A 24,430-nucleotide genomic window follows, 5' to 3' on the forward strand; every position below is an offset into this window, starting at 1 on the left:
AAAGGAGGAATTGCTGCCATGTGCAATCTATATCGGATGGAAGACAAGGACTGGGTCTCGAAATGGGCTCAGGACGCCGAAAGCTTGATCAACCTGATGCCAGCCTATCAGATGAACCCCGACCAGATGGGGCCGATCGTCCGCAACACGGCTGACGGAAAGAAGCAGCTTGTGCATGCGCGATGGGGCCTGCCCTCGCCGATTTTCGTCCAGAAGAAGGCCGCCGAAGCTCGAGCAGATAAACTCAAGGCCAAGGGCAAAGCCGTCGATATCAACGAACTCATTCGCATGGAGCCGGACCGTGGCGTAACCAATGTCCGCAAGCTCAACCTGCCTCCCTGGACGAGATGGTTCGGCGTCGAGCACAGGTGCCTCGTCCCGGTCACAAGTTTTGCCGAACCGGATCCGGCAAGCAAAGAGGACGGTGGCAATGTGCCTAACGCCTGGTTCGCTCGCGACGAGGCAAAGTCGCTGATGTTCTTCGCCGGTATCCACGTGCCGCAATGGAAAAGCGTTCGCAAGGTGAAGGATGGAATGACCACGGACGATCTCTATGGCTTCCTGACCACGGATCCCAACGATCTCGTGAAGCCGATCCACGAAAAGGCCATGCCTGTTCTGCTGCTGACAAAGGAAGAGACCGACGTTTGGATGCAAGCACCTTGGGATGAGGCTAAACATCTCGCCCGCCCACTTCCAAACAATGCGCTCATCATCCTGTCACGTGAGCCTTATGGCTCATCGATCATGTCGAAATCTGGCGAGCCGGTGGAGCAAGGCAGCCTGCTGTAACCCGCCTGCGCTCCCGAAGGGCGTCGGCTACTTCGTCTTCCGCTTCTTCACCCGCTCGTCCTGCAGCTCTATCCAGACGGGCGCATGGTCGCTGGTGTGCTCCCATCCGCGCACATGCCTGTCGACCTCTCCATTAGAGAGCCTTGCCGCGGCTTCGGGACTCAGCAGGAAGTGGTCGATCCGCAACCCCGCATCGCGTGCATAGGCATTGCGGAAATAGTCCCAGAACGTGTAGATACGTTCGTTCGGATGAAGATGCCGCAGCGCATCGGTCCAGCCTTGATTGAGCAGCTTCCTATAAGCCTTCCGAACTTCCACACGAAACAGCGCGTCGTTCATCCAGCGCTCCGGCTTGTAGACGTCGATCTCTGTCGGCATGACGTTGTAGTCGCCTGCGAGCACGACCGGAACTTCCAGTTCGAGCAGTTCAGCCGCATAGTCATGTAGCCTCTTGAACCACCGGAGTTTGTAATCGAATTTCGGCCCGGGGTAAGGATTGCCGTTAGGGAGATAGAGCCCGCCGATTACGATGCCGTTGACGATTGCCTCGATATAGCGGCTGTGTTCGTCTTCCGGCTCACCGGGCAGACCTTTTCTCGTGAGGTGAGGCTCCTGATCCTTGGCAAGGATTGCGACGCCGTTCCAGGATTTCTGGCCCTGCCAGACAGCACCATAACCGGCGGCTTCGATCGCTTTGATCGGGAACTTATTCTGGGGCGCCTTCAGTTCCTGCAGGCAAACGACGTCCGGCTCGGCTTCATCCATCCACCTGAGCAGGACTTCAAGCCGGCCGTTGACGCCGTTGACGTTATAGGTCGCGAGCTTCACCGATCACTGCCGGCCGATTTCCGCTTCCACCTTTTTGCGAGAATTACCGGCGCTCTTCACGGCTTTCTTTACCGTGTCCTTCGAAACGCCCTCCTTCTTCGCCTCATAGCGGACTTCATGCTCCTGTCCGGCTGCGACCTTGGCTCGATCCTGAGCTCTGCCTCGCGATGTGGTTGCCATTGTCGTTCTCCTTATGGTTTCGGTCACCGGAAAACGGACGCTGATTCAAGAAGTTCCATTCTATTTGTTGCGCGTGATCCTCAGACGAGCGCGTTGCTGAGAGCCACTGGGCACCCGCTGGAGCAACACACCTCGTCACATTTCTCTTAAGGCGAGCATGCTTGATTGTACGACAGCGAGGGTCAATCCCCCGCTCGCCCTGGGAGACCGGTCAGGTCCTGAGCCCACACCAACGCCGAGGAGCACCAGATCTGCGAGCGGGGCCTAAGCTCCTGGCGCTGATTAACCGTCCCCAGTCTGATCCCAACCTGCTCGGCATCTTCATCCTCTCCCGTCGTATAGATGGGCGATCCGCAATCGGAACAGAAAAACTGCAGCCGTCGGCGACCGTTGTCCGCGGTCTTGACATAAAGCCTGGGCTCGCCGGACGTTATCTGAAACTGGCTACGTTGCGTGCTGACGGTCACCCTGTAGGCGGTTCCCGTCAATCTCTGGCAGTCGGTGCAGTGGCAGATCGAGACGTCTTGTGGATCGATCTCGGCTTCATAGGTGATCTTTTTGCATTGGCATGCGCCATCGATGTGCATGTCAGCCCTCCATCCGTGTTGCTGTTTCCGTAAGGGTGCCCCTCTCAAGACGACGTCACTTCTGCCGGCCCTGCACCCCCTGAACCAGTTCTTGATTTCTACTTTTGCGCCTTTCGCGGGATTTTGCCTGCCGTCTTGTCTCGCGCAGTTCGTTCAATGTCGCCTGCCACCATCCGCAGTCATTTTCGTATTCGGACGGCTCTTGGCGCGCGGGCCACGTGTGAACCAACTCCTCCAGCGTCGGTAGACGCCATCCCGCCCAAACATGCTCGTCGCTGGTGTCAGGATAGTGTTCGGCGACCTCCGTCGGGTCGACAAGTTCACCCGTGATTTCGGTGATGACCACGACCCCATAGGCGGTTGTGCCAATCGGCCGATCGAGAGGCGGTAGATTATCGCTCGGGACCGGAAGCCTCTTCTTCCTTCGCTCCAACGTCCGGCGTTTTGCTTCGGCCTCTTCCTCGGTGCCCCTCCTCGCTTCGGCCCTTTTGCGTCGCTCCGAGGGTTCGGCCCACTTGGCAGCATCCTCGATGGCTTCCCACCGCTGCTGCAGCTCGTCATAGGAAGAATAAGGAACCTCCCAGACCTTGTCGTCTCCGTTCCAGCGGGCGAATGGAATCTGCCGGAGTTCGTCGACGACGGTGCGGGAATAGGGGGTTCGGACGCGCAGGCCGCGGTCATGGACCTCAAGGTATGGACTGAGGATCGGCTCGAATTCGAAAGCGTCGCGTCCCTTCGCCTCCTCGAACGGAGTTTTGCGGTCCGCCTCCGACGCCAGCCACCGGTCGATGCGGCGCCGCGCTGTGCTGCCAGGAACCGTCCAGGCCTGAAGGCGGTCGCTCCACCGCGCATTCGGGAAGGTCTCGCGAAACCGCGCCACGGTCATGCGGTCGAATGGAAACGAGACCGTTTCCGACGCCGCGCTGTCCTCGTGATCCTCATCATGTTCGTCGTCCATGGCAAGAAACGATCTAGGATCGACCGAAGTTGCAACTAAGCCAGCGCCTCCGTGAGGAACCTGGGTGCCTTAACCGCGAAGACATAGACAAGATCGAAGAACAGCTCGGCGTAGCTGACCTTCGCATGGTGACCGTCACGGCGGCGAAACAGCGGATGATGGTGAGAAGTGTGATCGGACATGATCCCTCCTCAGCGTGCCAAACGCCAGGCGATGCCGCCCGCAATCACCGCTGGTACCAGGAAGACGACCGCCAGGATTGGCAGTTCGTCACGCACCGAGTGACCGGCCTTCGCCACTCCCACCCACATATTGACGAGCGAGACGATGAGCCACGCCGGGATGAAGAGTTTGGCGGCCATGGCGAGGTCGGGAACGGGCCCGCCCCATAGTCTGCCAAACAGGAAAAACAGGCCGAGCAGCACGAGCCCGGCCCCGATTACCATCGCCGTGTGCATGAATTGGTCTCCCTATGAGAACGCGTGGTTGGGTTATTTCCAGTCTTTGGCTGCGGGGGGCGAGATGCAGCTCGACATCGGACGTATAAACCGACGCCCCGTTTGCGTCGAAAAGCGCCCCGGCAGTCTCGCGATTGCCGGGGCCGATGTCTTATTTCGTGGTGTAGCCGCCGTTGACGAGGATGGTCTGACCGGTCATCCACCAACCTTCCGAGACCATAAAGCGAATGTAGGGCACAATGTCCTCGATATCGGTGAGGCCGGTCTTGGAAAACTTCGACAATGCCGCGGCCGTCTTGTGATAGGCGACAGCATCCGAGCCTTCTGCCGGATAGAAGAATGGCGTGTCCATCGGGCCTGGACCAATCGCCGTTACCGAGATGCCTCGCTGGCCGAACTCCTTTGATGCCGCGCGCGTGAAATGCTCGACCGGCGCTTTGGTGCCCGCATAGGCGGCATAGAATGGCGTAAAGGCACCAAGGAGCGACGTCACGAGCGTGCAAATCTTGCCGTTGTCATTCAGATGCTTGCCGGCCTCCTTGATAAAGAAGAAAGCCGTCTTGGCATTGACTGCGGTCATCTCGTCATATTCGGCCTCGCTGATGTCGATCATCGGCTTTTTCAGAACCTTGCCGACCGTGTTGATGGCGATGTCCGGTTTTCCAATCGCGGCGATCGTGTCGGCAAACAGCTTCTCGACGGCTCCGGCCGTTGTTAGGTCTGCTTGAAACGTGACTGCTTCGCCTCCGGCAGCCTTGACGGCCGCCACCGTTGCCTCGGCTTCCGCCTTGGTGCCTGCGCTGTTGTAGTGGATCGCAATAGCCTTTGCACCATGGGCGGCGAGATCGCGGGCAATCAGCCCGCCAAGGTTTTTCGCTCCGCCCGCGATAATGACGGTTTTTCCTTTGATGCTGTGGTCGGTCATGGTTGGCCTCCTTGCCGAATTTGCGACTACAACCGCGGCCGCTTGAATTCCGGAAGCTTACCGTCTCGAATTTTGTGATAAAGACGATCATTCTGACATCACTTGTCAGAAATTCAGTGCAATGGAGGTTGTCGCCGAGTGGACCGCATTGATCTTTTTCGCATCTTCACACGCGTCGTTGAATGCGCGAGTTTCACCAAAGCTGCCGCTACACTTGGCGTTCCTAGATCCTCGGTATCGGCCGCCGTTATCGAACTGGAGGCGCGTGTTGGCGCAAGGCTGCTTCATCGCACGACGCGTAAGGTATCGCTAACACAAGACGGCGCTGCCTTTTACGAGCGCTGTGGACGCGTCATCGCGGACGTTGAGGATACGGAGAACCTGTTTCGGCAGACTTCGGCAAAACCATCCGGGAGGTTACGAATAGACGTGCCGGGTCGCATCGGCCGACTGGTCATCGCGCCCTCCTTACCCGGCTTCCTCGAACGTTATCCCGAAATCGACATCGAACTCGGCGTCACCGATCGCGCTGTCGATTTGGTGCAGGATGGTGTCGACTGTGTCCTTCGTGTCGGACCGCTTTCAGATTCGGGGTTGATCGCTCGACAAATTGGCAAGTTGCCGCTGATCAATGTCGCCAGCCCCGCATATATCGGCAAGCACGGGACGCCGAAATCACCGAACGGACTCGGCGATCACTGGGCGGTGAACTATGCCTCACCGTCCAGCGGCCGTATCGAGCAATGGGAATGGATGGAAGATGGCGACCTTCGTACAACCACGATGCGCAGTCGCGTGACGGTCAACAGCGCCGAAGCTTATATCGCCTGCTGTCTTGCTGGTCTTGGACTGATCCAAATCCCCGCTTACGACGTGAAGGAGCATCTGGAAGCCGGTGAACTGGTAGAGGTGATGCCGGAGCACCGTGCGGACGACATGCCTCTGACGTTGCTTTACCCGCATCGCCAGCATGTTTCCAGACGACTTCAGGTCTTCGCGGATTGGCTCGAAGTACTCCTCAAACAGCAGATTCTGTGATGTGATATTGCGCGAAGGCGCTACATCTTTTTTTCGGCACAAGTTGAGAAGTCTTGTTCAGATAACGAGTCACCATGGTCCAAACCGGAGCAAAGCGGGCGGCGCCAACGCGTGTTGCAAAGGTCGCCGCCTTGAGCATAACGTGTAGTGGTTTTGTTGAGCAATAGCAGGTGCTTTCAGTGGATGCATACGGTCACTTGCGTGTCTTGGTTAGCCTTATCCTTGGCCTGTCCATCACCCGCGTACTTTCCGGCCTCTCCAGAAGGCTTCAGGGGCCGCTGAAAACCGACCGCATGCATGCGCAGATCGTCTGGTCGATTGCTCTGCTTCTTGGGGCAGTTCATTTCTGGTGGTGGGAGTTCGCACTACGGGAGATTCACAACTGGCATTTCTGGATCTACATTTTTGTTCTGGTCTACACGTCACTGTTCTTTTTAATGTCGACGCTGCTTTATCCCGACCACATTCAGGAATTGTCGGAACGGGAAAGTTTCTTCTTGCGCAGGCGACATGCCTTTTTTGCACTGTTTGCCGCTTCCTTCGTGTTCGATTTGATGGACACCTATATCAAAGGAAAGGAACACTTCGAACAGCTTGGGCCATGGTATCTGGCACGGATAGCGGCAGGGCTCTTCATCGCGCTTGTGGCTATGAGGACTGATAACAGCCGCACAATCATGTGGCTGGGTGTATTATGGCTCTTGCTCGACGCGATCTGGATAACAGCAATCTACAGTGACTTGCTGTAGCCAAAACTTTGTAGAGGCAAATATGCCAACAGGGGTCGGAATCCGCACCGTACAGTCCGCAGACGCGGTCGCGACCTATCGGTTACTAATCTAAGGCGAGCAATCTCGACGCACCTCGGTGCAGACAGGATCAAGGCATCAGTCACTCATCACGACCTGCGAAAAGCACGACGCAATTTCCTTGTTAGCACCCAGTTTACGAGCCCACTTTATCAAAACAGGCCCGTCTCCGTCTTCAGCCATACCACCCCAAACGTCCTTGAACACTGGTGCCCCGGAGGAACTGTCAAAGAAAAAATAGCCTGGGTCAGCAATAGGCGTCGATGCGTATATGACGGTCCAGGTTCCAGAACGAAGGGCCGCATCAATTTCAATGCTCGCGGGCTTCACCTTCTTATCCAGGCTCTTGGCGATAAGCTTGGCATATTCAGCCTTGTTCTGTTTCGTGAGGCTTTGATCGACACCGGCGCAAGGATCAGCAGCAGCCGCAAGCTGGCTGAAGCCAGAAACTGCAAAGAGAACCACTCCGATGGCATATGTTGGCATTCTGTTCATTTAGAACTCCTCGCCGCTGGCTAATGTTAGCAAAGTTATTTGGTTCAGCAACCTTATAGGGATCTAGGCTCGCTAATGCGCTCGGAAACAAAGCCGTCTTTGGACGGGGCTTGAAGCTGGAGCTAGATGGCGTTGTCGCGCAAAGATTTCGAGGAGGCGTCATTCTGGGTCGAATACTCGTATCCTATCGGAGATTGGTCCTAGGGAGGCGCGGAGGATATGGATGCATTGGTGGTCTCTCGCCGCCTGCCGTGACCTTCGAGCGTCATGGCCCCTGTGATGCTTGTGTTCAAGCAATGACCGTAGGTCTTGAAGGTCGCGCTGCTTCGCAAAGTAAGATGGCTTCCCTTGACCCATAAAGGCCAAATTCATTCTCTTTGCCGACGAGGCGGTACGTATCCTCGAAACCCTCCGGCATCTCGGCTATCGCCATGACCGGCGCTACGGCGAAGACCTCTATGACGTTGTCACACGATCGCAACCGCGAAGTTTCAAGCCGACATGTCATTATATCCAACTCACGGGTTCTGCGTCGGGAATTCTGCTATCCAGAGCTCCCTTTTTGAATAGCGTGACCGTTTTCTCATCACCTTCATTATTGTCAAACCCGACCAGTGCGAGGCCTATTTGTGGAGCATAAACAGAATAGTCGTCTTTAAACAATTCTTTTGCGATCTCGTTTAGCCGTTTCAAAACACTTTCTGGGTCCATTTCGAATAACGAGACATCATCGAGTATAAGCGGGTCTCCATGCTTGCTGAAGATAAGTTCTTTCAGTTTATTATCAGCATCAAACGTCAGGACTGGAAATTTTAGGTCTCTATATTCTTGGCGATTGCCGCTGGGTCTAATGATAAAAGTTTCATTTGGGCCAATCCTGCTTTCAGCGTCTTCCGAGCTCATGTCAAAGCTAAGTGGGCCGGCGCCTTCGAAAGGTTTAATAATCCAATCCATATCATTCTCCCGGTAAACTACGGTTACGAAACAGGGGGCTGGGCTGGTGGACCGTCCCCAGGTAACGTCCCTGTATCAGGCTCAAATAACAAGCCGTGTTTTTCCATGCATTTTCTGCAAGCTCCGGCGTCCTTAAAGTATTCAGTGACCCCGATTTCACTTCCTAGGGTCAGGACTCGTTGATCACAGCCAGAAGATGACGGTTGCGGCCAGAGCGAGGGCGGAGAAGAAGACAGTCGGACATCGGTCGTACCGGGTGGCGACGCGGCGCCAATCCTTGAGGCGACCGAACATGATCTCGATGCGGTTGCGGCGCGTGTATCGACGCTTGTCGTATTTGACCGGCAGGGACCGGGATTTGCGCCCGGGAATGCAGGGTTTAATACCCTTCTGCTGCAGGGCATCCCTGAACCAGTCGGCGTCATATCCACGGTCGGCCAGCATCCACTGCGCCTTGGGCAGATCATCGAGCAGGGCAGCTGCGCCGGTATAATCGCTTATCTGACCGGCGGTTATGAAGAAGCTGAGCGGTCGACCATTCGCATCGGCGAAAGCATGCAACTTCGTGTTCATGCCGCCCTTGGTGCGCCCGATTAACCGCCCAAGCCCCCCTTTTTTAATCGCAGGCTTGAGGCCGTGCGATGCGCCTTCAAATAGGTTGCGTCAATCATGACGGTCTTCGGATCTGCGCTCTCGACGGCAAGACCTTCCATCACCCGGCCAAACACGCCCATAACACCCCAACGCTTCCAACGGTTATAGAGCGTCTTGTGCGGCCCGTACTCCCGGGGTGCATCCCGCCACCGCAAGCCATTGCGATTGACAAAAATGATCCCGCTCAGAACACGGCGGTCATCAACCCGAGGCTTGCCGTGGCTCTTGGGAAAATACGGCGCAAGCCGCGCCATTTGCTCATCTGTCAGCCAATAAAGGTCGCTCATGATCAGTCTCCTTGCGGGGCCTGAATCACATCCGACGCATCAAATCAACGGGTCCTGACCCTAGGGGATTGACAACATACCCGATGAACCCAGTGCACCCGTCAGGGTCTGTCTCGTCGGTCCAACTGAGTGTTGCAGGACGGATGTCCGGGTGGGAAAGAAAAGCAACAATCCGCCTGCTGCCATCCGCATAGATGATTGGTCGTCAAGGATGGACGCCGACAATCTCGGCGAGGCGCGCTGCCGTTCCCATGGAGAGCGTCCATCCAAGGGAGCCATGGCCGCAATTCAAAAACAAGCCATCGACCTTGCTGCGGATGACGATTGGCTGGCTGTCGGGGGTCATCGGCCGGAAGCCTGTCCATGCCTTGGGATCCGCGGCATATTTCCGGACAGCTCCCGGATCTTGCCCCGGTTACCTTGTTTCATGCCGACATTCTGCGCGCGGACCCTGAGTTCGAGGATTGGATCGTGTCGCTTGCCCCTTTCGACGCAATTACGTTGTGGTTTACTGGAGCTCATGGCGCTCGTCAGTTCGACACTCTCATGAGTGAGCTGGACATCAACAGCGATCGCGCTCACCGAATGGCTATAGATCTCGCCGCACTCGATCTTGCTGGAGGAGTTTTAGCGGCCGACGGCCGGCTTCACGTCGTCCAGCGCGGAAACACAAACCATCTTCCGACGCTGATGGAGGAAACGAGGGGCGAAATGGAAGCTCTTGCTTCACACGGCCAATTTTCTCTGGTCGATTTGAGAGCTTTCCCATATCGCGAGCCCACAACCGGGCCACGTATTGGATTGGGCAGGGGCGTGAGAGAAGGGTTTGCCTTGTCTGCCATTTTTCGGCGTCAATAAGGCCAGAATTTATGCCATCGCTTCCCACCTTTCTGCAGTTTGACAGCAACCGGCGCCGTATCTACGAGATCATGTGCCCCATACTCGAACATGCTGGCTTGGCACCTCCAGACACTCGAGAGCTTATACTAACCGAGAATTCGATTAGGGAGACGTCCAATTATGAGGACCTCTCACAGGCCATTCTTGGACACGATATCCCCAAAATCAAGACGCCCATTCGGCTTGATCACTACACGGAAGGGCCGGCATTCTGGAACATCGTCAACACCGGGGAGCTGCATTTGCATGCACTTTCGGGTCGTCTCCACGAGGGGGAGTTCTCACCGTTTGCACTGGAGCATGGGCTTCATGGATACGTCGAACCGAGCGGAGAGCCGAAACAGTCCTTATTAGATGCAAGTACCGATTTGTTCTTTGCGTCGTTCAGTTCACCACCGCCGAGCGAGCGCCTATGGGATCGGTTCGGCAATTCGGGAAACGGATTTCGGTTGGGTTTCGAAGTCACCGCAAATTCCGCTGCCGATCTGTGTGCTATTCGATATCCCAAAGGCCCAACGCTTTTAAAGCGGCTTAACGATGCGCTGTCGGAAGAGGGTTGTCCACCGTTTATTCTGAAAGGAGTTTCGCGGATCGGTGCATAGGCATTGCCAAGTTGTTTGATCGACCGGTTGCAGCTATCAGTTCGGCATGAAGATGCCTTGCTCATTACCCCGGCTGAAGGGGTTTCGCTTTCCGCGTGAGATCGTCGCCTATGCGGTCTGGGCCTACCAACGCTTTGCCCTGAGCACGGCCGATGTTGAGGATCTGCTCTCCGAGCGCGGGGTGATCGTCAGCCGGGAGACCGTTCGCCTCTGGGTCAACCGCTTTGGTCGTCATTTTGCCAATTGCATCCGTAGGGATCGACCAAAGGCTGGTGACAAGTGGCACATGGATGAGGCCGTCATCACGATTGGCGGCAGGAAGTTCTGGCTCTGGCGCGCCATCGATGCCAATGGCGATGTTCTCGATATCCTGGTTCAGGCTCGCCGCAATAGCAGGGCTGCGAGGCGCTTCTTCTCCAGGCTGGTCAGGCAGTTTGGTCAGCCGCGGGTGGTCGTGACGGACAAACTGGGCAGCTACGTGGGGCCGATCCAGGCTATCGCTCCGGATGCCGATCATCGGGCGCACAAGGGGCTGAACAACCGAATTGAAAATTCCCACCGGCAGACCCGAAAACGCGAGAAGATCATGGGTCGGTTCAAGTCGACGCGACAGGCACAGCGCTTCCTGTCGGCCCACGATCAAATCAACACGATCTTTCGTCCCCGCCGCTACACTCTGACCGCCATTTCATACCGCCATGCACGGGCTGACGCGTTCAGCCTGTGGGCGCAGTATGCCGCTGAAATGACAGTCTGAAACTGGCGACATGGCGTCGATCGCACCCAACGCCGAACAACTTGGCAATGCCCCCTGTTTGCCATCGAGCGCGACATCAACGGCCTGAGCGCGGCCGAGCGGCTTGCGGTCCGGCAGGAGAAGAGCAAGCCGCTACTGGGCGATATGGAGGAATGGTTGCACACCGAGCGGGCCAGCCTATCGCGCTCATCGCCGGTGGCCGGACCGATCGACTATATGCTGTCGCGCTGGGCTGACTTTGCCCGCTATGCCGACGACGGCAGAACCTGCATGACGAACAACGCCGCGGAAAGAGCGCTGCGCGGTGTGGCTTGCGGAAGAAAAGCTTGGCTCTTCGCCGGTTCCGACCGCGGCGCAGATCGCGCTGCCATCATGCTCACCCTGATCATGACCGCACGGCTGAACGACGTAGACCCGAAGGCTTGGCTCGCCAACGTCCTTGCTCGCATCGCCGACCTGCCGGCCTCGCGTCTGCCGGAACTGCTTCCCTGGGAGTGGAAGCGGATGCGCCAGGCCGAAAGCTCCGCCCTCATGCTGGCAGCTTGACAATGGCAGCTTCTCTGGTCCGTCTGAAGGTCACCCTTGATCATGTCGAACCGATTGTGATGCGGCGCATTGTCGTGCCGTGGCGCATCCGGCTCAGCCGGTTGCATGAGGTATTGCAGGCCGCGATGGGGTGGACGAACACCCACCTCTACGAATTCCAGATCCGTGACGTTGGCTTTGGTTTGCCCGACCAGGAATGGGGGGATGGTCCGCTCGATGCACGCAAGGTCTCGCTCCTGTCGGCAATCCAGGACACCGGTGCGAAATCCTTCAAATACCACTACGACTTCGGCGACGGCTGGACGCACAGCATCAAGATCGAGCGCACGTTCCCCATCGTCGCGCTTGCAGATCCAATGCTGATCGAGGCAACGGGGCGCTGCCCGCCTGAAGACGTCGGCGGTCCGTGGGGATACCAGGAATTCCGCGAGGCGCTCGCCGATCCCGCTCATGAACGGCACGCCGAGCTTGCCGAATGGTCGGGCGCCAAAGACTTCGACCCAAACAATGCAGCCTTCGCTGATCTCAACAGAGCCGTGGAAAACCTGGCTGCGAAATGGGCGCGTAGATCACGCCGGAAAAACTGACCCCCGCTACGCCAAGCATTCCACTCTGAACCAACCTCATAATTATAGGCGATTTGACGTAACTCACGCGTGCTAATGCCGCGGGGCTGCTCGGATGCTTACCGGTGGGCTGCTACCAGGGAATTTTTACTGCATAAGCTCGGTCAATGATAACCTCGCAAATGTGGAGCGCGCCTATGACTCGCCCAACAAAGTCTTGTAGCACGGGAATCTGAGCACGATCAGAACTCCAAGGCAAATCTCGCCTCGTCGTAGTATGCCTTGGCACGAGAAACGGCTTGCGCTCTTGTGTTCAGAAAAGGCATTGCCCGAAATATCCAGTAGTTGGCGCGCCGCCGCAAACCATTATGCTCCGATCCCATATCTATCGTCGTCAATGAAACGAATCTGGCCGAGTCGATGTTGTCAAAGCCTGCGATGCATATGTCTTTCGGCACGCGGATACGAAGCGCACGCGCCTGCATCAAAAGCCCGGTAGCTACATAGGTCGTTGCAACTGGTCGCTGCGTCCAGGCCTCGGTGCGTATGGTAAATCTCCGCCGCTGCTCCCTCCCCTGCCTCAGGAGTTACAGCGTCCGCATCAAATGCAACGACCTCCCCTCCCACGGCCTCGATCGCCAATTTGAGCCCTTGTAGCGTTCGGCGCTTCAAGCCGCCGAGGCTCTAATCGCAGCCGGATGAAAATCCAGTCGCAGGTGAGGTAGACAAAGTAGAATCGCTTGTCACCGGTTTGTAAACGAGTGGCCTCGAAAAAAAATGACCCTGAATATGCGTCGCTCCAGTGATCCTTATTGCATCAGCATGCCATGCGGTTTCTACACCTTCAACTACAATAATTGGGACGAAGCTGGAGGCCAGATCCACAATGTTCTGCAGACTATTGCGTCCATCAATTGATGATCGGATATCGTGCAGGAACGCTTTATCAATTTTAACAATATCAAAATTGATCAACTGGAGGAGACGCGGCGTCGAAAATCCCACCCCAAAATCGTCCAACGCAACCCGGCATCCGACTTTTTGTACCTCTGCAATTGCGTCAACACAAAATGACATGCAACTTATTTCTCGCCCCTCCGTCAACTCCAACACAAGCCTGTGTGCAAGATGAGATCGCTGCCGAATCTGGTTTAGAATTGGGCTCCACGTGTGCCTATTTTCGAGATTATCTGCGGAAATATTACACCCAAGAACTGCAAGCGGATCCGCTTCCAGTAAGTTGAGAACGATTTTTAGCATATGCCGGTCCAGCTCTGGCATTTCACGCGACGCATCAACATCAGGAAGAAATTCACCCGCTGTAAGAACCCGTCCGTCGGGCGCAAATAGTCGCGCAAGGCACTCACCATAAAGTGCTTCGTCGGGATCGAAAACGGATCGAACATCCTGAATTGCACAGCCAACACAATCAGCTTCAATGGCCTTGACAACACTCTTCGCCTGCATCTTGTCCAAATTGCCCTCATGCACGATCATTATGGCTCCTCATATCAGGAGAGATAAACAGGATAATATTCCTAGCCGCTGGAACGCGATCATCTGCGGTGAACGTGTTCGCGGCCTTCCGTCGCTCTGGGATGAGGTCATCCCAGAGTCGCAATAAATCCGTCGGAAGACCATCAACTGAAGAAGAGTGTCGACGCAGCCGGAAGTTCCAGAGGCGCACGTTGCGCACATAACTCAAGCCCTTAGGTTGTTTCATAAATAACATTGTAACCTCAAGTTGGCATCGACACGAAGCATTAGCGGCCAATTCCACGAAGGTTTATTTTCAGGTATGACGCTGGGTATGGGTCAAGAGGTAGGTGAAGATAAAATTTAAAAAATCTTTCGTGCTGGTCTCTAAGTGCGACGAATGTGTCGTCCACGCACTAACCGGAGCAGATCAAGCTATTTATGGAGAAGGTCGATGGGCCAGCGCGAAACCTCGAGAAGCCAGTGAGACGAATAAAGAAAATACGTCGACTTTACACCGTTCCCGGCCCCTGTCTATTTACCGCCAGCGCGATCCTTGCGCTTACGCCCGGCCTCCGAACCTCCGAAAGTGGCAGGACTTCTGCTGCCTAGCTCGGCCTTGTGCCCACGCCGCAGAGCAGTGGCTGCGCGTCGCGCCGGCTCCATCCTGAATACGCGCAAGCTTACCGGCGTCAACGCAAACGACCTTCAGTTGGAACGGTCGCACCCGCAAGTGCTGCTGCGCGGCAAAGGGCGCAGAAACCGCGTCCTCCCCATTCCTCAGGACCGAGCGCGAGCACTGGCAGCCTTGTTGGGCGAACACGGAATCGCGAACCACGAGCCGCGACCGATATTCGTCGGCGCCCGCAACGAGCGCCTGACGCGCTTCGGAGCAACCCACATCGTGCGGCGAGCGGTGGCCCAGGCCGTGACCATCAGGCCGGTCTTGGCCCAAAAGCCTATATCGCCGCACATCTTCCGACGCTCACTGGCCATGAAGCTCCTCCAGTCGGGCGTTGACCTTATGACGATCCAAGCCTGGCTCGGGCACGCACAGGTCGCTACAACCCATCGCTATGCCGCCGCCGATGTCGAGATGATGCGTAAAGGTCTCGAGAAGGCTGGAGCGCCGGCGATCTTGGCGTCCGTTTCCGACCAAATGACGCCGTGCTGCAACTACTGAACAGCATCTGAGTATTATGTGGCGGAGAATTCCAGATTAGACGGGCCTCGGCTGGCGCAGGGACGGATCCGCCACATAATCTCGCCCGGCACATAAGAAGGGATCGAGCCCGCCATCCCGCACCACCATATCGGCAATGGCAATAACGACCGAGCCGCTGCTTACCGTTTCAACGCGCGTGAACTTGATCTGCTTGCCTTTTCCTTCCGTCAGGGGCGCAACAACTCCCGATGCCAGTGCCTTGCAACGCCACCCATAAAGCTGCGAGGGATCCAGGCCTTCAGACCGGGCAACCGCCGAGACATTCGCCCCAGGCTGCAGCGTCGCGGCGACGATCCGTGCCTTTTCGTCATCCGACCAGGCACGCGGCCTGCTCCGTCTTCGCACGGGCTCCGCAGTCAAAATCTCAAAGGTTCGGGGGTGATTCACACTGTCGCTCATAGAATTCTCCGCATGACTCATGCAGAAAATCGCCGATCAGCAGTCCGAAAGATACGTGGGATGGCCTACGCGCTTACTAGATATCACTTTCGCGATCGCCTACGTGAATGCATCGGTCTGGCTGACCGAGAAGCCCGACGGATTGGCGCAGATTTTCGAGCCAGCGGACGCTTTCCCTGGTTTCGATCGGAACACGTGTCGGTTTGATCTTGCGTTTGAGCTGAGCTGTACCCTTGAACTTGTCGCGGCTCCAGAGCTTGACGGCTGCCAACCCCAAGGATAGCCCATCCAAGGTCACCGCCAGGCTCGAATGCATCAATATCCCGCAGACCGTATGGTGGCGCAGCCGCTCCTGTTTGTTACGGCCACTGTTGACGCTCTTCGTAAAGCCGACGACATGTGGATTGCGGCGCTGATAGGTAAATTCAGTCGTGTCCTGCAGCACCAGGATGGGACCTTTGGCAGCATCATAACGCTGAGCGGTCGCGGCGAAATGGCCGTTGAGGATATCGCCCCCCTCAACATTTTGGCTTGGGAAAAACCGATAGGCGGCTTTTGTGTTGGCCCAGTCCTGACAGGCGAAAAGAATAGAGCCGCCCATGTGTCTCCAAGCTGTCGTAATAGTTCGCAGCGTCGGCCAAGGCGAGCATCCTTGAAAGACCCTGCGTCAATTTCCTGCTTGCTCCAATGGCCGCCATTATCAGCCATCACATCATCTCTAATCGACACAAAATACCGCTTAATGCGCGGCGACAATCAAGGTGAGACTCGTCTCATCCTGATCGTCGCGCTATAAGTGATTCTTTCGATTCAAGATTTCAGCGAAAACCTTTCGTAAACGAGTCAGCGACTTATGGATAATTGCAAGCTTCACCGTGGGCTTACACAATACGGTAAACGCAGCGGGAAACAAATTGGTTCTTGCGCCGAACCTAACGTCATAGTCCACCGTTGCGAATCGTGAGGGTCTGTAAGTTGCAGATTTTTTCTCGGACTTGGTTGCTTGTTCGAGTTAGTAAAGTCGGGCAACTACAGATTACAACTAGGTTTGTGCGGTTCCGTCGACCAGCCTCACCTTCCTCCCCTGTCGGGACCGCCGTTCCAGATAGGGGAGGAATGTTCTCAATGCACCGCTCCAGTCGGCATAAGCAGAAAGGCTCAAGCGCAGGCTTGAGGACATGTGTGAACCGCGCCGGGTTTGCCGGAGGCCGTTTGGTTTAAGTTATGCGGCCATGGCTGGTTCGTCCAGCATGGCGTAGTAGCGTTCTTCAGCCTCGGCTGGCGGTATGTTTCCGGTGGGCTCCAGAAGTCGTCGGTGGTTGAACCAGTCGACCCATTCAAGAGTGGCGAATTCCACCGCTTCGAAACTCCGCCATGGTCCGCGCCGATGAATGACCTCGGCCTTGTAGAGACCGTTGATCGTTTCGGCGAGGGCGTTGTCGTAAGAGTCACCGACGCTTCTGACAGAAGGCTCGATGCCCGCCTCGGCCAGTCGCTCCGAATACTTGATCGAGACGTATTGGACACCGCGATCGCTGTGATGGACGAGGCCGCCGCCATGAACGGGACGCCGCTCATGAAGGGCCTGCTCCAGGGCATCGAGGACGAACCCGGCATGCGCCGTCCGGCTCACCCGCCAGCCGACAATCCGGCGCGCGAAGGCGTCGATGACGAACGCCACGTAGACGAAACCCTGCCAGGTGGCGACATAGGTGAAATCCGAAACCCAGAGTCTGTTCGGCCCGGGAGCCTTGAACTGGCGGTTCACCCGATCGAGCGGGCTCTGGGCTGCCTTGTCCGAGAATGTCGTGCGGACCGACTTTCCTCGAATAATCCCCTGCAGGCTCATCGACCTCATAAGCCGAGCGACCGTGCAGCGGGCGATGTCGTAGCCTTCGCGTTGTAACTGCCGCCAGACTTTACGCACGCCGTAGACCTGGAAGTTCTCATTGAACACCCGGCGTATCTCGATCTTCATGCCGATATCGCTGCGGGCGCGAACCGACAGACGATCCACATCCAGGCGCTTGGCGACGTTCTCGTAGTAGGTTGATGGGGCAATCGGCAAAAGCCTGCAGATCGGCTCGACCCCGAACACGCTACGGTGTTCGTCAATGAACGAGATCATCGTTTGAAGGGGCGGTCGAGCTCCGCCATCGCGAAATAAGCAGACGCCTTGCGCAAAATCTCGTTGGCCTGACGAAGCTCGCGGTTCTCCCGTTCCAGAGCCTTCATCTTCTCGGCCGCGTCGCTCGGCAAGCCTGCTCGTTTGCCGCTGTCGACCTCGGTCTTCTTCACCCATTCATGCAGCGTGGCTGGCGAGCAACCGTAACCGATGTTCTATCCCCACATTGCTCGCTTCCGCCTGATCTGTGATCGACATTCCATGGATGAAGAACGGGAGTTTCTCCATGGAGAGTACATTGGAGTTTCTCACAACCAAGAAGCCTGTGCGTGAGGTTCATCGTCAATGGCCTGACGAGATCAAAGCGAAGATCGTTTCGGAAAGCCTGAGGCCTGGCACGACGGTCAATGAAGTTGCGCAGCGCTATGGATTGCGGGCGAACAGTCTTTCCACCTGGCGGACGATGGCGCGGCAGGGCAAGTTGATCCTGCCAGCACCAGAGGATGCGGTAGAGTTCGCGGCGGTGATCGTCGATCCACCTGTTTCGGACCCTCCGTCTAAAGCGGTTGGTCACGCCGAGATTGTCGTGGGCCCTGTCACGATCCGTCTTGAGGAAGGTGCGTCTGCTGCCCGGATCGCCGCCATCGCGCGTGCCTTGGTGGCGGCGACATGATCTTCCCCTCGAACCGCGTGCGGATCATGGTGGCAACCAAACCCGTGGATTTCCGCAAGGGTCATGACGGCTTGGCGGCGCTGGTGAAGAACGAGCTGCACAAGGACCCGTTTACCGGAGCAGTCTTCGTGTTTCGATCTCGCAAGGCAGATCGGCTGAAGCTGATCTACTGGGATGGTTCCGGCATCGTGCTGGCGTACAAGAGGCTGGAAGAGCATAGCTTCACCTGGCCTGGCATCAAGGACGGCCTGATGACATTGAGCCACGCTCAGTTCGAGGCACTGTTCGCCGGGCTTGATTGGAGGCGGGTTCGGGCTGTCGAAACGAGAGCGCCGGTCGCCATCGAATAGCTGCGACACGATGACTCAGCACGATAGATTCCGGAAGCAAAACGGATTTGGTTTTGGTAGGCTCTGGCCATGTTGGACGTTGCTAATCTTCCCGATGATGTTGCTGCCCTGAAGGCGATGCTGATCGCAGCCCAGGCACGCGAGACGGCCAAGGACGTCGCGATAGCCAGTAAGGACGAGCATATCGCTCGCAAGGACGAGCGGATCGAACGGCTTGAGAAGCTGGTCGCAGCCTTCAAGCAGGCAGCATTTGGGCGCAAATCCGAGAAGACCGATCCCGACCAGTTCGATCTGGCATTGGAGGACCTGGAAACGGCCATGGCCGCCATCCATGCCGAGGATGAGGCGGACACTCCTGCTGGAACTAGGACGACCAAGCCACGCACGACCAATCGTGGTTCTCTTCCAAAACATCTTCCCCGAGTGGAAGAGGTGATCGAGCCAGCAAGCCTGATCTGCGCCTGCGGCGGTTGCCTGCATTGCATTGGGGAGGATGTCTCCGAACGGTTGGACGTGGTCCCGGCGCAGTTCCGAGTCTTGGTCACCCGCCGTCCCAAATATGCCTGCCGTTCCTGCACCGACGGCGTCGTTCAGGCTCCTGCTCCAGCGCGATTAATCCAGGCTGGATTGCCGACGGAGGCGACCGTCGCCCATGTTCTGGTCTCTAAATATGCCGATCACCTTCCGCTGTATCGGCAGGCTCAGATCATGAGTCGCCAGGGCGTCGATCTCGACCGGTCCACGCTCGCCGACTGGGTCGGTCGAGCAGCCTATGAGCTGCGTCCCGTCTTCGATGCGTTGATCGCCGACCTGAAGCGCTCAACCAAGCTGTTCATGGACGAGACCCGTGCTCCGGTCCTCGATCCCGGCTCGCGCAAGACCAAAACTGGATACTTCTGGGCGCTGGCGCGGGATGACCGACCGTGGGGCGGCGGTGCTCCGCCCGGCGTCGCCTTCACCTATACGCCTGGTCGCGGGGGTATTCATGCCGAACGGATATTGCAGGGCTTCTCCGGCATCCTGCAGGTCGATGGATATGCCGGATACAACAGGCTGATCGCTCCTGACCGTGTCGGCCCGGACATTCGGCTTGCCTATTGTTGGGCACATGCTCGTCGCAAGCTGGTGGAGATAACTCGCAACGGTTCAGGACCGATTGCCGAGGACGGCGTCAAACGGATCGGCGAGCTGTATCGGATAGAGACCGAATTGCGCGGTTTTGATCCGGAGGCTCGCGTGACCGGACGGAAGGAACGGTCTGCACCGCTCGTCGCCGACATGCAGGTTTGGCTCACGCATAACAGAGCCCGTGTCGCTGCAAAATCCCCGCTCGGCGAAGCCTTGGCCTACATCGCCAAATACTGGGATGGTCTCCAACTATTCCTGACCGACGGGCGCATCGAGATCGACAACAATAGCGTCGAGCGGACCATTCGGCCAATTGCCCTGAGCCGGAAGAACGCGCTCTTCGCAGGCCATGACGCTGGAGCAGAGAACTGGGCGACCATCGCCTCGCTCATCGAGACCTGCAAACTCAATGCCGTCGATCCGCAGGCTTATCTGACCGCAACGCTCGCCGCCATCGTCAACGGCCATAAGCAGAACCGGATCGATGAGCTGCTGCCGTGGAACTATGCTGATAAATAGGCCATCTCGCCGAGACAGCCTACATTTATCATTCTGCTGTCGACTGATTTCTTGTTGAAATATAGTTATGAATGAAAAACGCGAAATGCAGCACAATTGCGAAGCATATCGCGCCCCAGGCGTTGTAGGAAGCATTTTTCCATCCGACAACTGTGTACAAGCCGTTTACGACCTGTTCCCCTTGGCTTCCCCCTACAGAAACACTACTCGCGCTCTGCATCAAAAAAAGCCACGAAGAGCTCAATATAAATGCGTACGAGAAAACTGTATCAGCCAGCATTACAGTGTGGAAGTTCAAAGGAAAATTGTTCTTCGAAGTGATTATTGTGGCTAGAAATGACGCCAGAAAAAGAACGATGAAATAGGCGATTGACCCCGAAATACTGTAGAATAAAACATTGAATATAACCCCATCAGGATTCGTTTTAACGCCCTCCAAGCCGTGAGCCCAGACAGCCGTCAGTGAAATTAAAGAGGCAAATATCAAGAATCTGATGAAAAAAAACTGCATGCGAGGCCGTTTCGTCTAAGCATAACCAGTACGTTTAGTTAGCAGTGCTTGTATGACATGAACATAGGTTATCAATGAAACCGTTAACACCTTCATGAGGTGAGATGTCGGTACTTCATAAAAAACACCGTGGTCTCAGAACGCCGCTTACGAGCAACCGATCTTGCCCGCAATAGATGAAACGGCTGCCCACCGCGACGGGTGCTCTGCCTCGTGATCAAGCACCATACGGATGGCGCGTTGGCGGACTTCAGGTGAAAACTTGTTCGTTGTCTTGCTCATATCGGCTCCACTCTCTCAGAAGTTGGAGCCTCCGGCAAACCCGGCGCGGTTCAAGGCCTTCCGCCCCGCACGACCAGCGAACTCGATCAGCCTACATCTTCGGCGCGATCTGCCCCAAGTTTGGCAAGGCGGCAGCACTCGTAATGCCATGGTGCGACACCCACGCCATGACCCAGCATCTCGCCGAGATATCGCGTCATGTGGCCCATGATGCGCATGCTATCCTCATCATGGATCAAGCAGGGTGGCACATGTCCAACACTCTCATTGTGCCCGAGAACATCACCATCCTCCCATTGCCGCCGAAGTCGCCCGAACTCAACCCGGTCGAAAACCTCTGGCAGTTCATGCGCGACAACTGGCTCTCAAACCGCGTCTTCAAATCCTACGACGACATCGTCGACCATTGCTGCGATGCCTGGCGAAAGCTCGAAAACCAACCATGGCGCGTCATGTCCATCGGGCGACGAGAATGGGCAAGTGGGTTCTGATCATTGAGGGTGCGTATAACAAATATATTCGCCAATTACTCACCCTTCGCTAACGCACTTGCACGATCGAATGCTGCGCCAAATCCCTTTAGAGATACAGTAAACGGGATAACCTGTAGATCGATGGAAACGGCAACGAGCCTTAGAGTTGTAGCTTTACGCATCTCATCAAATGTGTTCCTGTGGAAATTGATCGGGACAATACAGCCCGCCGGAAGACATGTTTTGAAAGCGAACGACTTACTGTTCTGGCCATCATCCAGCTGAACTGTCACGCCCCGAGTAAATTCGAGACCAAATGGCAATGTAAGGTCGCCATTATATACTTCACCTTGCTGCACTGGGCCAAATCGAAGATCGAGTACATGCTGGCCGCTCTGCTCCTGCGTTTGGGTTTGCCACACTACACACTGCGGTTTATCATATGTCGAAGCGCAAAAAACTGTCCAATCCTCAAAAGTTTCGGTTAGCGACGATGCTCCAGAAGGAAGTACTGATCGCCTATCACTTTTCGCATCTTGTGCTCTCGCCAATGTGGCGAGAACAACGAAAATGATTAGATTGAGGATCACAATTCGAACCAAGGTTCGCCCTTTGACGTTCTCTCGAAAAAATATAATGTTCATCATATGCTCCAATTTCATTTCACAATTGCAGCGAAATGCTGACAAACTCCCTTCGGTGCTGACCTCGACAGCACTTGCGATAATGCGCGAGAGATGGGCTATCCTCGCTTATCCCTAATGCGCAACTTAAAGCAGTAAATCTCCCTTGGCGCTTTTGTCGTCATTCGGAAGCGCATAGCGATAATTGAGGTGGTCAATAGCGCGACCATTTATGGATCAGGGGAACTTTATACAGTTCGCTGATGCCTATTATCTGGAGGGGTCACCACTCAGGCCATCCTCACGTGAAGTCGGAAAGTGCGCTGTTTTAAGCTTGATCTTCGATGACTTATGACAGGCCTTCCAAAGCAACCAAATCAAAGTGTAATCTATATTCCCCTCGTAAAGCGGACGGCGTTGCATTTGGAAAAAATAATCGACAAATAGATCTGATCACTTCGCTCCACCGAACCGCCGCCTCCCTTTTCAATCAAGTAATTATTTCGTACACTTTGGGGAAACCTTCTTGGTACGCTTTAATTACATTATTGGACGAAAATGAATATTTACGAAGCGTCCATCTTGTCCGATCCTAATTCCGCACTCCATGCAACCGTGTTCAAAGGAGGCATCATATATATCCAATCCATTTGAACTCACTCCTTTGAAGTCAACTTTTTTTACTGACCCAAACGCCTTCAGGTTTGCATGCAGAGCATCGAAATACACGATCAAGCTCGCTATAAGGGCAGGATGAAACCGGTCATGATCTAAAAAACCCTGCTGACAACTTATTATAAGGCCCTCAACTAATACCGCGCTGTTTTCGATGGGAATTCTGTTCTCTGCTCGCCATGCAATGTGCCTCTCTGTTTCCTTCAAATAAGCTTCATCTACCTTAGGGAGACGCCACTCATGGCCGCTACTGTGTACAGTGACCTCTGAAATGTCATCGTTGGGCAAGCGCGAAAACGTTATTTGAAAGGGCAAATTTTTCGCAAAAAACTTATCGACACTCTCTGGAAACATCGGTAGTTCAGGTGACCCAGTAAGCTGTATGAAAAGCATTCCATTTCTAACAAACACCGATAACACAAGGTCATCAAAGTTGCGGTAGAACCCGGCGTAATCACTAAAGGTCGCAGGATCCAAAGGGACTTCCGTTCTGGGGCGGGATTGTTCATAGCGTTTCCACATTGAACTGGCCTCTATGCCGCTCCCATTGTGTGTATCACGAGCCAACTCTAGGAGATCATCAACCGACAGACTCATTCTATTGTTGATTTTCGCCCTTAAAGAATCAATCATGACAAGGCTTTTATCCGCTTGCTTTCGCGTTTCGGATAAAGAGAAACGTTGAATATCCAACAATTCCTGCAGGTCAGTCGATTTCCCCGTCAGTATTTTCCCAATTTGAGACAGGCCCAACCCCAGGCGTTTTAGAGCGAGAATCTCATTGAGCCTCGCGACCTCTTCCAACCCATAAACTCGCCAATTCTTTTCTGTTCGCCTAGGTCGAACCAAACCGTACTCTTCATAAACTCGAAGTGCACGTACAGTAAGTCCAAGACGCTTTGCACATTGACTCGCGCTAATCCACAATTCTCGCTTCATCTCAAAATGCATACTCCGAAGACTGTGAAGGATCTCTGGGTTTCTGAGGATTTCTATCTAGTAACATCAGGGAAACATCAATTTTGAGATCAGAGATTATCAATCGCTTCGCTGAGGCCTGCCAATGGTGCGCGAATCCGTGTCGGCTTGGACAGTCCCCCAATGTAGAAAATCCCAATTTCTCCTCCCTCATAAATTGCCTTTTTCAATCTCGGCCCCACTTTCTGGTATCCAATGCAGATAGTGCTATCGCAACCGCTAATAGCCAGTTCGACTTTCTGGTGGCCATCAGCAATCTCCAAGAAAATTTGACCAGCATTGCTTACGCCTAAGGGAACTCGAAGGATAAAAAAAGGTCGTCCGTCCTCCGTGGCGGCCAATGTCCAGCTAAATATAGTATTACCAGATGTATCTTCAATGGATTGTGATATATTACAGGTCTTTCTCTTATGGAGCAGATTTTCATCACAAATCATTGTCCAGCTCCGAAACGGCTGTATTATTCTACGATATTGACCGTCGGGAACACCTTCCGGAAGAGTGACTTCGGAGGTGTTCACGACAGTTGCCTGAGTATCAAGTTCACTGTCCCCCGTCTCCCCAAAAACAGCGCCGTGACTTCCGAAAAAGCCCACGACAGCCAGAATGAGGAGGAGTGAAAGGTCGCTTTTACTGGCCTTAAAAAACATGATTAGC

At 55.3% G+C, this 24,430-nt stretch carries 29 protein-coding genes, 3 pseudogenes and 1 other annotated feature; of the genes and pseudogenes, 12 read left to right on the forward strand and 20 right to left on the reverse strand.

The genetic code is table 11. The features are described from left to right. The first annotated feature begins 18 nt into the window (after window positions 1-18). Complete coding sequence (locus MRBLRC7O_RS24665; protein WP_112495509.1) at window positions 19-792, forward strand: SOS response-associated peptidase family protein; 774 nt, start codon at window positions 19-21, stop codon at window positions 790-792. A gap of 27 nt (window positions 793-819) precedes the next feature. Here the strand turns inward: MRBLRC7O_RS24665 and xth are convergent, their stop codons facing one another. The 7 genes from xth to MRBLRC7O_RS24700 all read right to left on the reverse strand — a co-directional run bounded on the left by xth (window position 820) and on the right by MRBLRC7O_RS24700 (window position 4,728). Next, window positions 820-1,620 carry an exodeoxyribonuclease III gene (gene xth / locus MRBLRC7O_RS24670; protein WP_111820941.1) on the reverse strand — a complete coding sequence of 267 codons (801 nt, stop codon included), beginning with the start codon at window positions 1,618-1,620 and terminating at the stop codon, window positions 820-822. A 3-nt stretch (window positions 1,621-1,623) separates the two neighbouring features. Then, window positions 1,624-1,800 (reverse strand): DUF3606 domain-containing protein, encoded by a 177-nt coding sequence (locus MRBLRC7O_RS24675; RefSeq protein WP_020811912.1) that lies wholly within the window; start codon window positions 1,798-1,800, stop codon window positions 1,624-1,626. Between the two features lie 182 nt (window positions 1,801-1,982). Further along, window positions 1,983-2,387, reverse strand: a complete 405-nt coding sequence (locus MRBLRC7O_RS24680; protein WP_111820940.1) for a GFA family protein — start codon at window positions 2,385-2,387, stop codon at window positions 1,983-1,985. Between the two features lie 55 nt (window positions 2,388-2,442). Further along, window positions 2,443-3,345: a hypothetical protein gene (locus tag MRBLRC7O_RS24685; RefSeq protein WP_080865283.1), complete on the reverse strand. Its 903-nt coding sequence runs from the start codon at window positions 3,343-3,345 to the stop codon at window positions 2,443-2,445. A gap of 35 nt (window positions 3,346-3,380) precedes the next feature. After that, window positions 3,381-3,527 carry a hypothetical protein gene (locus tag MRBLRC7O_RS24690; protein ID WP_020811915.1) on the reverse strand — a complete coding sequence of 49 codons (147 nt, stop codon included), beginning with the start codon at window positions 3,525-3,527 and terminating at the stop codon, window positions 3,381-3,383. A 9-nt stretch (window positions 3,528-3,536) separates the two neighbouring features. Beyond that, on the reverse strand, window positions 3,537-3,803 hold the full coding sequence (locus tag MRBLRC7O_RS24695) for a hypothetical protein (RefSeq protein ID WP_112540304.1): 267 nt from the start codon (window positions 3,801-3,803) through the stop codon (window positions 3,537-3,539). A gap of 151 nt (window positions 3,804-3,954) precedes the next feature. Next, window positions 3,955-4,728, reverse strand: coding sequence for an SDR family oxidoreductase (locus MRBLRC7O_RS24700; protein ID WP_020811917.1), 774 nt, complete (start codon window positions 4,726-4,728; stop codon window positions 3,955-3,957). Between the two features lie 138 nt (window positions 4,729-4,866). On the opposite strand from MRBLRC7O_RS24700, the gene MRBLRC7O_RS24705 reads away from it, so the two are divergent. Then, the gene (locus MRBLRC7O_RS24705; protein ID WP_020811918.1) at window positions 4,867-5,766 is read left to right on the forward strand and encodes a LysR family transcriptional regulator; all 900 of its coding nucleotides are present in this window, start codon (window positions 4,867-4,869) and stop codon (window positions 5,764-5,766) included. A 170-nt stretch (window positions 5,767-5,936) separates the two neighbouring features. Then, window positions 5,937-6,515: a hypothetical protein gene (locus MRBLRC7O_RS24710; RefSeq protein WP_367727724.1), complete on the forward strand. Its 579-nt coding sequence runs from the start codon at window positions 5,937-5,939 to the stop codon at window positions 6,513-6,515. 138 nt (window positions 6,516-6,653) lie between these two features. On the opposite strand, the gene MRBLRC7O_RS24715 is transcribed toward MRBLRC7O_RS24710, so the two are convergent. From MRBLRC7O_RS24715 to MRBLRC7O_RS24730, 4 genes are all read right to left on the reverse strand, one after another. Further along, a complete protein-coding gene (locus MRBLRC7O_RS24715; RefSeq protein ID WP_236772974.1) occupies window positions 6,654-7,061 on the reverse strand; it encodes a hypothetical protein in 408 nt (135 codons plus the stop codon). 516 nt (window positions 7,062-7,577) lie between these two features. Further along, the gene (locus tag MRBLRC7O_RS24720) at window positions 7,578-8,024 is read right to left on the reverse strand and encodes a hypothetical protein (RefSeq protein ID WP_080865286.1); all 447 of its coding nucleotides are present in this window, start codon (window positions 8,022-8,024) and stop codon (window positions 7,578-7,580) included. 183 nt (window positions 8,025-8,207) lie between these two features. Continuing rightward, a protein-coding gene (locus MRBLRC7O_RS24725; RefSeq protein ID WP_112540299.1) for an IS5 family transposase occupies window positions 8,208-8,965 on the reverse strand; the annotation gives its coding sequence in 2 pieces (ribosomal slippage) (window positions 8,208-8,629 and window positions 8,629-8,965; 759 coding nt in all). 205 nt (window positions 8,966-9,170) lie between these two features. Next, window positions 9,171-9,311 (reverse strand): FAD-dependent oxidoreductase, encoded by a 141-nt coding sequence (locus MRBLRC7O_RS24730; RefSeq protein ID WP_112540297.1) that lies wholly within the window; start codon window positions 9,309-9,311, stop codon window positions 9,171-9,173. A gap of 17 nt (window positions 9,312-9,328) precedes the next feature. Here MRBLRC7O_RS24730 and MRBLRC7O_RS24735 point away from each other — a divergent pair, with 17 nt between their 5' ends. The 4 genes and pseudogenes from MRBLRC7O_RS24735 to MRBLRC7O_RS24750 all read left to right on the forward strand — a co-directional run bounded on the left by MRBLRC7O_RS24735 (window position 9,329) and on the right by MRBLRC7O_RS24750 (window position 12,357). Continuing rightward, window positions 9,329-9,823 carry a hypothetical protein gene (locus MRBLRC7O_RS24735; RefSeq protein WP_112540295.1) on the forward strand — a complete coding sequence of 165 codons (495 nt, stop codon included), beginning with the start codon at window positions 9,329-9,331 and terminating at the stop codon, window positions 9,821-9,823. Window positions 9,824-10,513: 690 nt separating this feature from the next. Further along, the gene (locus tag MRBLRC7O_RS24740; RefSeq protein WP_112540291.1) at window positions 10,514-11,224 is read left to right on the forward strand and encodes an IS6 family transposase; all 711 of its coding nucleotides are present in this window, start codon (window positions 10,514-10,516) and stop codon (window positions 11,222-11,224) included. Window positions 11,225-11,278: 54 nt separating this feature from the next. Next, window positions 11,279-11,770, forward strand: a pseudogene (locus MRBLRC7O_RS24745) (IS66 family transposase); the annotation flags it as partial. 2 nt (window positions 11,771-11,772) lie between these two features. Next, the gene (locus tag MRBLRC7O_RS24750; protein ID WP_112540289.1) at window positions 11,773-12,357 is read left to right on the forward strand and encodes a plasmid pRiA4b ORF-3 family protein; all 585 of its coding nucleotides are present in this window, start codon (window positions 11,773-11,775) and stop codon (window positions 12,355-12,357) included. Between the two features lie 221 nt (window positions 12,358-12,578). On the opposite strand, the gene MRBLRC7O_RS24755 is transcribed toward MRBLRC7O_RS24750, so the two are convergent. Both MRBLRC7O_RS24755 and MRBLRC7O_RS24760 read right to left on the reverse strand, forming a co-directional pair. Next, window positions 12,579-12,920 carry a substrate-binding domain-containing protein gene (locus tag MRBLRC7O_RS24755; RefSeq protein WP_367727733.1) on the reverse strand — a complete coding sequence of 114 codons (342 nt, stop codon included), beginning with the start codon at window positions 12,918-12,920 and terminating at the stop codon, window positions 12,579-12,581. A gap of 100 nt (window positions 12,921-13,020) precedes the next feature. Beyond that, window positions 13,021-13,833 (reverse strand): EAL domain-containing protein, encoded by an 813-nt coding sequence (locus tag MRBLRC7O_RS24760; RefSeq protein WP_112540286.1) that lies wholly within the window; start codon window positions 13,831-13,833, stop codon window positions 13,021-13,023. 619 nt (window positions 13,834-14,452) lie between these two features. Here MRBLRC7O_RS24760 and MRBLRC7O_RS24765 point away from each other — a divergent pair. Next, a complete protein-coding gene (locus MRBLRC7O_RS24765; RefSeq protein WP_367727725.1) occupies window positions 14,453-14,995 on the forward strand; it encodes a tyrosine-type recombinase/integrase in 543 nt (180 codons plus the stop codon). A 36-nt stretch (window positions 14,996-15,031) separates the two neighbouring features. Here MRBLRC7O_RS24765 and MRBLRC7O_RS25540 read toward each other — a convergent pair whose 3' ends face one another. The 3 genes from MRBLRC7O_RS25540 to MRBLRC7O_RS24780 all read right to left on the reverse strand — a co-directional run bounded on the left by MRBLRC7O_RS25540 (window position 15,032) and on the right by MRBLRC7O_RS24780 (window position 17,773). Beyond that, window positions 15,032-15,436: a transposase gene (locus tag MRBLRC7O_RS25540; protein WP_112540284.1), complete on the reverse strand. Its 405-nt coding sequence runs from the start codon at window positions 15,434-15,436 to the stop codon at window positions 15,032-15,034. Window positions 15,437-15,512: 76 nt separating this feature from the next. Beyond that, window positions 15,513-16,037 (reverse strand): transposase DNA-binding-containing protein, encoded by a 525-nt coding sequence (locus MRBLRC7O_RS24775; protein ID WP_367727726.1) that lies wholly within the window; start codon window positions 16,035-16,037, stop codon window positions 15,513-15,515. A gap of 621 nt (window positions 16,038-16,658) precedes the next feature. Then, window positions 16,659-17,773, reverse strand: a protein-coding gene (locus tag MRBLRC7O_RS24780; protein WP_367727734.1) for an IS3 family transposase whose coding sequence is annotated in 2 segments (ribosomal slippage) — window positions 16,659-17,593 and window positions 17,593-17,773 — 1,116 coding nt in all. Because the reading frame shifts where the segments join, the coding sequence is not laid out codon by codon here. Beyond that, window positions 17,490-17,606: a sequence feature (AL1L pseudoknot), on the reverse strand. (Overlaps the previous gene by 117 nt.) Window positions 17,774-17,847: 74 nt before the next feature. Between MRBLRC7O_RS24780 and tnpA the strand changes: the two genes are divergently transcribed. The 3 genes from tnpA (at window position 17,848) to tnpC (ending at window position 20,231) form a co-directional block, all read left to right on the forward strand. Then, complete coding sequence (gene tnpA, locus MRBLRC7O_RS24785) at window positions 17,848-18,234, forward strand: IS66-like element accessory protein TnpA (protein ID WP_112295772.1); 387 nt, start codon at window positions 17,848-17,850, stop codon at window positions 18,232-18,234. Then, window positions 18,231-18,584, forward strand: a complete 354-nt coding sequence (gene tnpB / locus MRBLRC7O_RS24790) for an IS66 family insertion sequence element accessory protein TnpB (protein WP_135522033.1) — start codon at window positions 18,231-18,233, stop codon at window positions 18,582-18,584. The genes tnpA and tnpB overlap by 4 nt, the downstream gene beginning before the upstream one ends. A gap of 69 nt (window positions 18,585-18,653) precedes the next feature. Further along, the gene (tnpC, locus tag MRBLRC7O_RS24795; RefSeq protein WP_111797203.1) at window positions 18,654-20,231 is read left to right on the forward strand and encodes an IS66 family transposase; all 1,578 of its coding nucleotides are present in this window, start codon (window positions 18,654-18,656) and stop codon (window positions 20,229-20,231) included. A 661-nt stretch (window positions 20,232-20,892) separates the two neighbouring features. Here the strand turns inward: tnpC and MRBLRC7O_RS24800 are convergent. Further along, window positions 20,893-21,024, reverse strand: a pseudogene (locus MRBLRC7O_RS24800) (transposase); the annotation flags it as partial. Between the two features lie 32 nt (window positions 21,025-21,056). On the opposite strand from MRBLRC7O_RS24800, the pseudogene MRBLRC7O_RS24805 reads away from it, so the two are divergent. Next, window positions 21,057-21,515 (forward strand): annotated as a pseudogene (locus tag MRBLRC7O_RS24805) (IS630 family transposase); the annotation flags it as partial. Window positions 21,516-21,550: 35 nt separating this feature from the next. Here MRBLRC7O_RS24805 and MRBLRC7O_RS24810 read toward each other — a convergent pair. The 3 genes from MRBLRC7O_RS24810 to MRBLRC7O_RS24820 all read right to left on the reverse strand — a co-directional run bounded on the left by MRBLRC7O_RS24810 (window position 21,551) and on the right by MRBLRC7O_RS24820 (window position 24,423). Beyond that, the gene (locus MRBLRC7O_RS24810) at window positions 21,551-22,141 is read right to left on the reverse strand and encodes an invasion associated locus B family protein (RefSeq protein ID WP_162706284.1); all 591 of its coding nucleotides are present in this window, start codon (window positions 22,139-22,141) and stop codon (window positions 21,551-21,553) included. 519 nt (window positions 22,142-22,660) lie between these two features. Then, a complete protein-coding gene (locus MRBLRC7O_RS24815; RefSeq protein ID WP_162729621.1) occupies window positions 22,661-23,734 on the reverse strand; it encodes a MerR family transcriptional regulator in 1,074 nt (357 codons plus the stop codon). An 89-nt stretch (window positions 23,735-23,823) separates the two neighbouring features. Continuing rightward, on the reverse strand, window positions 23,824-24,423 hold the full coding sequence (locus MRBLRC7O_RS24820) for an invasion associated locus B family protein (RefSeq protein WP_112540378.1): 600 nt from the start codon (window positions 24,421-24,423) through the stop codon (window positions 23,824-23,826). Between the last annotated feature and the right edge of the window lie 7 nt (window positions 24,424-24,430).

The organism is Agrobacterium radiobacter (assembly GCF_040801995.1).
Taxonomy (GTDB): Bacteria; Pseudomonadota; Alphaproteobacteria; order Rhizobiales; family Rhizobiaceae; genus Agrobacterium; species Agrobacterium radiobacter.

Excerpts from the sequence above, each read along its gene's own strand:
- MRBLRC7O_RS24665 (WP_112495509.1), top strand. The coding sequence starts at position 19 with ATGTGCAATCTATATCGGATGGAAGACAAGGACTGGGTCTCGAAATGG.
- MRBLRC7O_RS24675 (WP_020811912.1), bottom strand. The coding sequence starts at position 1,800 with ATGGCAACCACATCGCGAGGCAGAGCTCAGGATCGAGCCAAGGTCGCA.
- MRBLRC7O_RS24680 (WP_111820940.1), bottom strand. The coding sequence starts at position 2,387 with ATGCACATCGATGGCGCATGCCAATGCAAAAAGATCACCTATGAAGCC.
- MRBLRC7O_RS24685 (WP_080865283.1), bottom strand. The coding sequence starts at position 3,345 with ATGGACGACGAACATGATGAGGATCACGAGGACAGCGCGGCGTCGGAA.
- MRBLRC7O_RS24690 (WP_020811915.1), bottom strand. The coding sequence starts at position 3,527 with ATGTCCGATCACACTTCTCACCATCATCCGCTGTTTCGCCGCCGTGAC.
- MRBLRC7O_RS24695 (WP_112540304.1), bottom strand. The coding sequence starts at position 3,803 with ATGCACACGGCGATGGTAATCGGGGCCGGGCTCGTGCTGCTCGGCCTG.
- MRBLRC7O_RS24700 (WP_020811917.1), bottom strand. The coding sequence starts at position 4,728 with ATGACCGACCACAGCATCAAAGGAAAAACCGTCATTATCGCGGGCGGA.
- MRBLRC7O_RS24715 (WP_236772974.1), bottom strand. The coding sequence starts at position 7,061 with ATGCCAACATATGCCATCGGAGTGGTTCTCTTTGCAGTTTCTGGCTTC.
- MRBLRC7O_RS24720 (WP_080865286.1), bottom strand. The coding sequence starts at position 8,024 with ATGGATTGGATTATTAAACCTTTCGAAGGCGCCGGCCCACTTAGCTTT.
- MRBLRC7O_RS24730 (WP_112540297.1), bottom strand. The coding sequence starts at position 9,311 with ATGACCCCCGACAGCCAGCCAATCGTCATCCGCAGCAAGGTCGATGGC.
- MRBLRC7O_RS24735 (WP_112540295.1), top strand. The coding sequence starts at position 9,329 with ATGCCTTGGGATCCGCGGCATATTTCCGGACAGCTCCCGGATCTTGCC.
- MRBLRC7O_RS24740 (WP_112540291.1), top strand. The coding sequence starts at position 10,514 with ATGAAGATGCCTTGCTCATTACCCCGGCTGAAGGGGTTTCGCTTTCCG.
- MRBLRC7O_RS24750 (WP_112540289.1), top strand. The coding sequence starts at position 11,773 with ATGGCAGCTTCTCTGGTCCGTCTGAAGGTCACCCTTGATCATGTCGAA.
- MRBLRC7O_RS24760 (WP_112540286.1), bottom strand. The coding sequence starts at position 13,833 with ATGATCGTGCATGAGGGCAATTTGGACAAGATGCAGGCGAAGAGTGTT.
- MRBLRC7O_RS25540 (WP_112540284.1), bottom strand. The coding sequence starts at position 15,436 with ATGAGCGACAGTGTGAATCACCCCCGAACCTTTGAGATTTTGACTGCG.
- MRBLRC7O_RS24775 (WP_367727726.1), bottom strand. The coding sequence starts at position 16,037 with ATGGGCGGCTCTATTCTTTTCGCCTGTCAGGACTGGGCCAACACAAAA.
- tnpA (WP_112295772.1), top strand. The coding sequence starts at position 17,848 with ATGGAGAGTACATTGGAGTTTCTCACAACCAAGAAGCCTGTGCGTGAG.
- tnpB (WP_135522033.1), top strand. The coding sequence starts at position 18,231 with ATGATCTTCCCCTCGAACCGCGTGCGGATCATGGTGGCAACCAAACCC.
- tnpC (WP_111797203.1), top strand. The coding sequence starts at position 18,654 with ATGTTGGACGTTGCTAATCTTCCCGATGATGTTGCTGCCCTGAAGGCG.
- MRBLRC7O_RS24810 (WP_162706284.1), bottom strand. The coding sequence starts at position 22,141 with ATGAACATTATATTTTTTCGAGAGAACGTCAAAGGGCGAACCTTGGTT.
- MRBLRC7O_RS24815 (WP_162729621.1), bottom strand. The coding sequence starts at position 23,734 with ATGAAGCGAGAATTGTGGATTAGCGCGAGTCAATGTGCAAAGCGTCTT.
- MRBLRC7O_RS24820 (WP_112540378.1), bottom strand. The coding sequence starts at position 24,423 with ATGTTTTTTAAGGCCAGTAAAAGCGACCTTTCACTCCTCCTCATTCTG.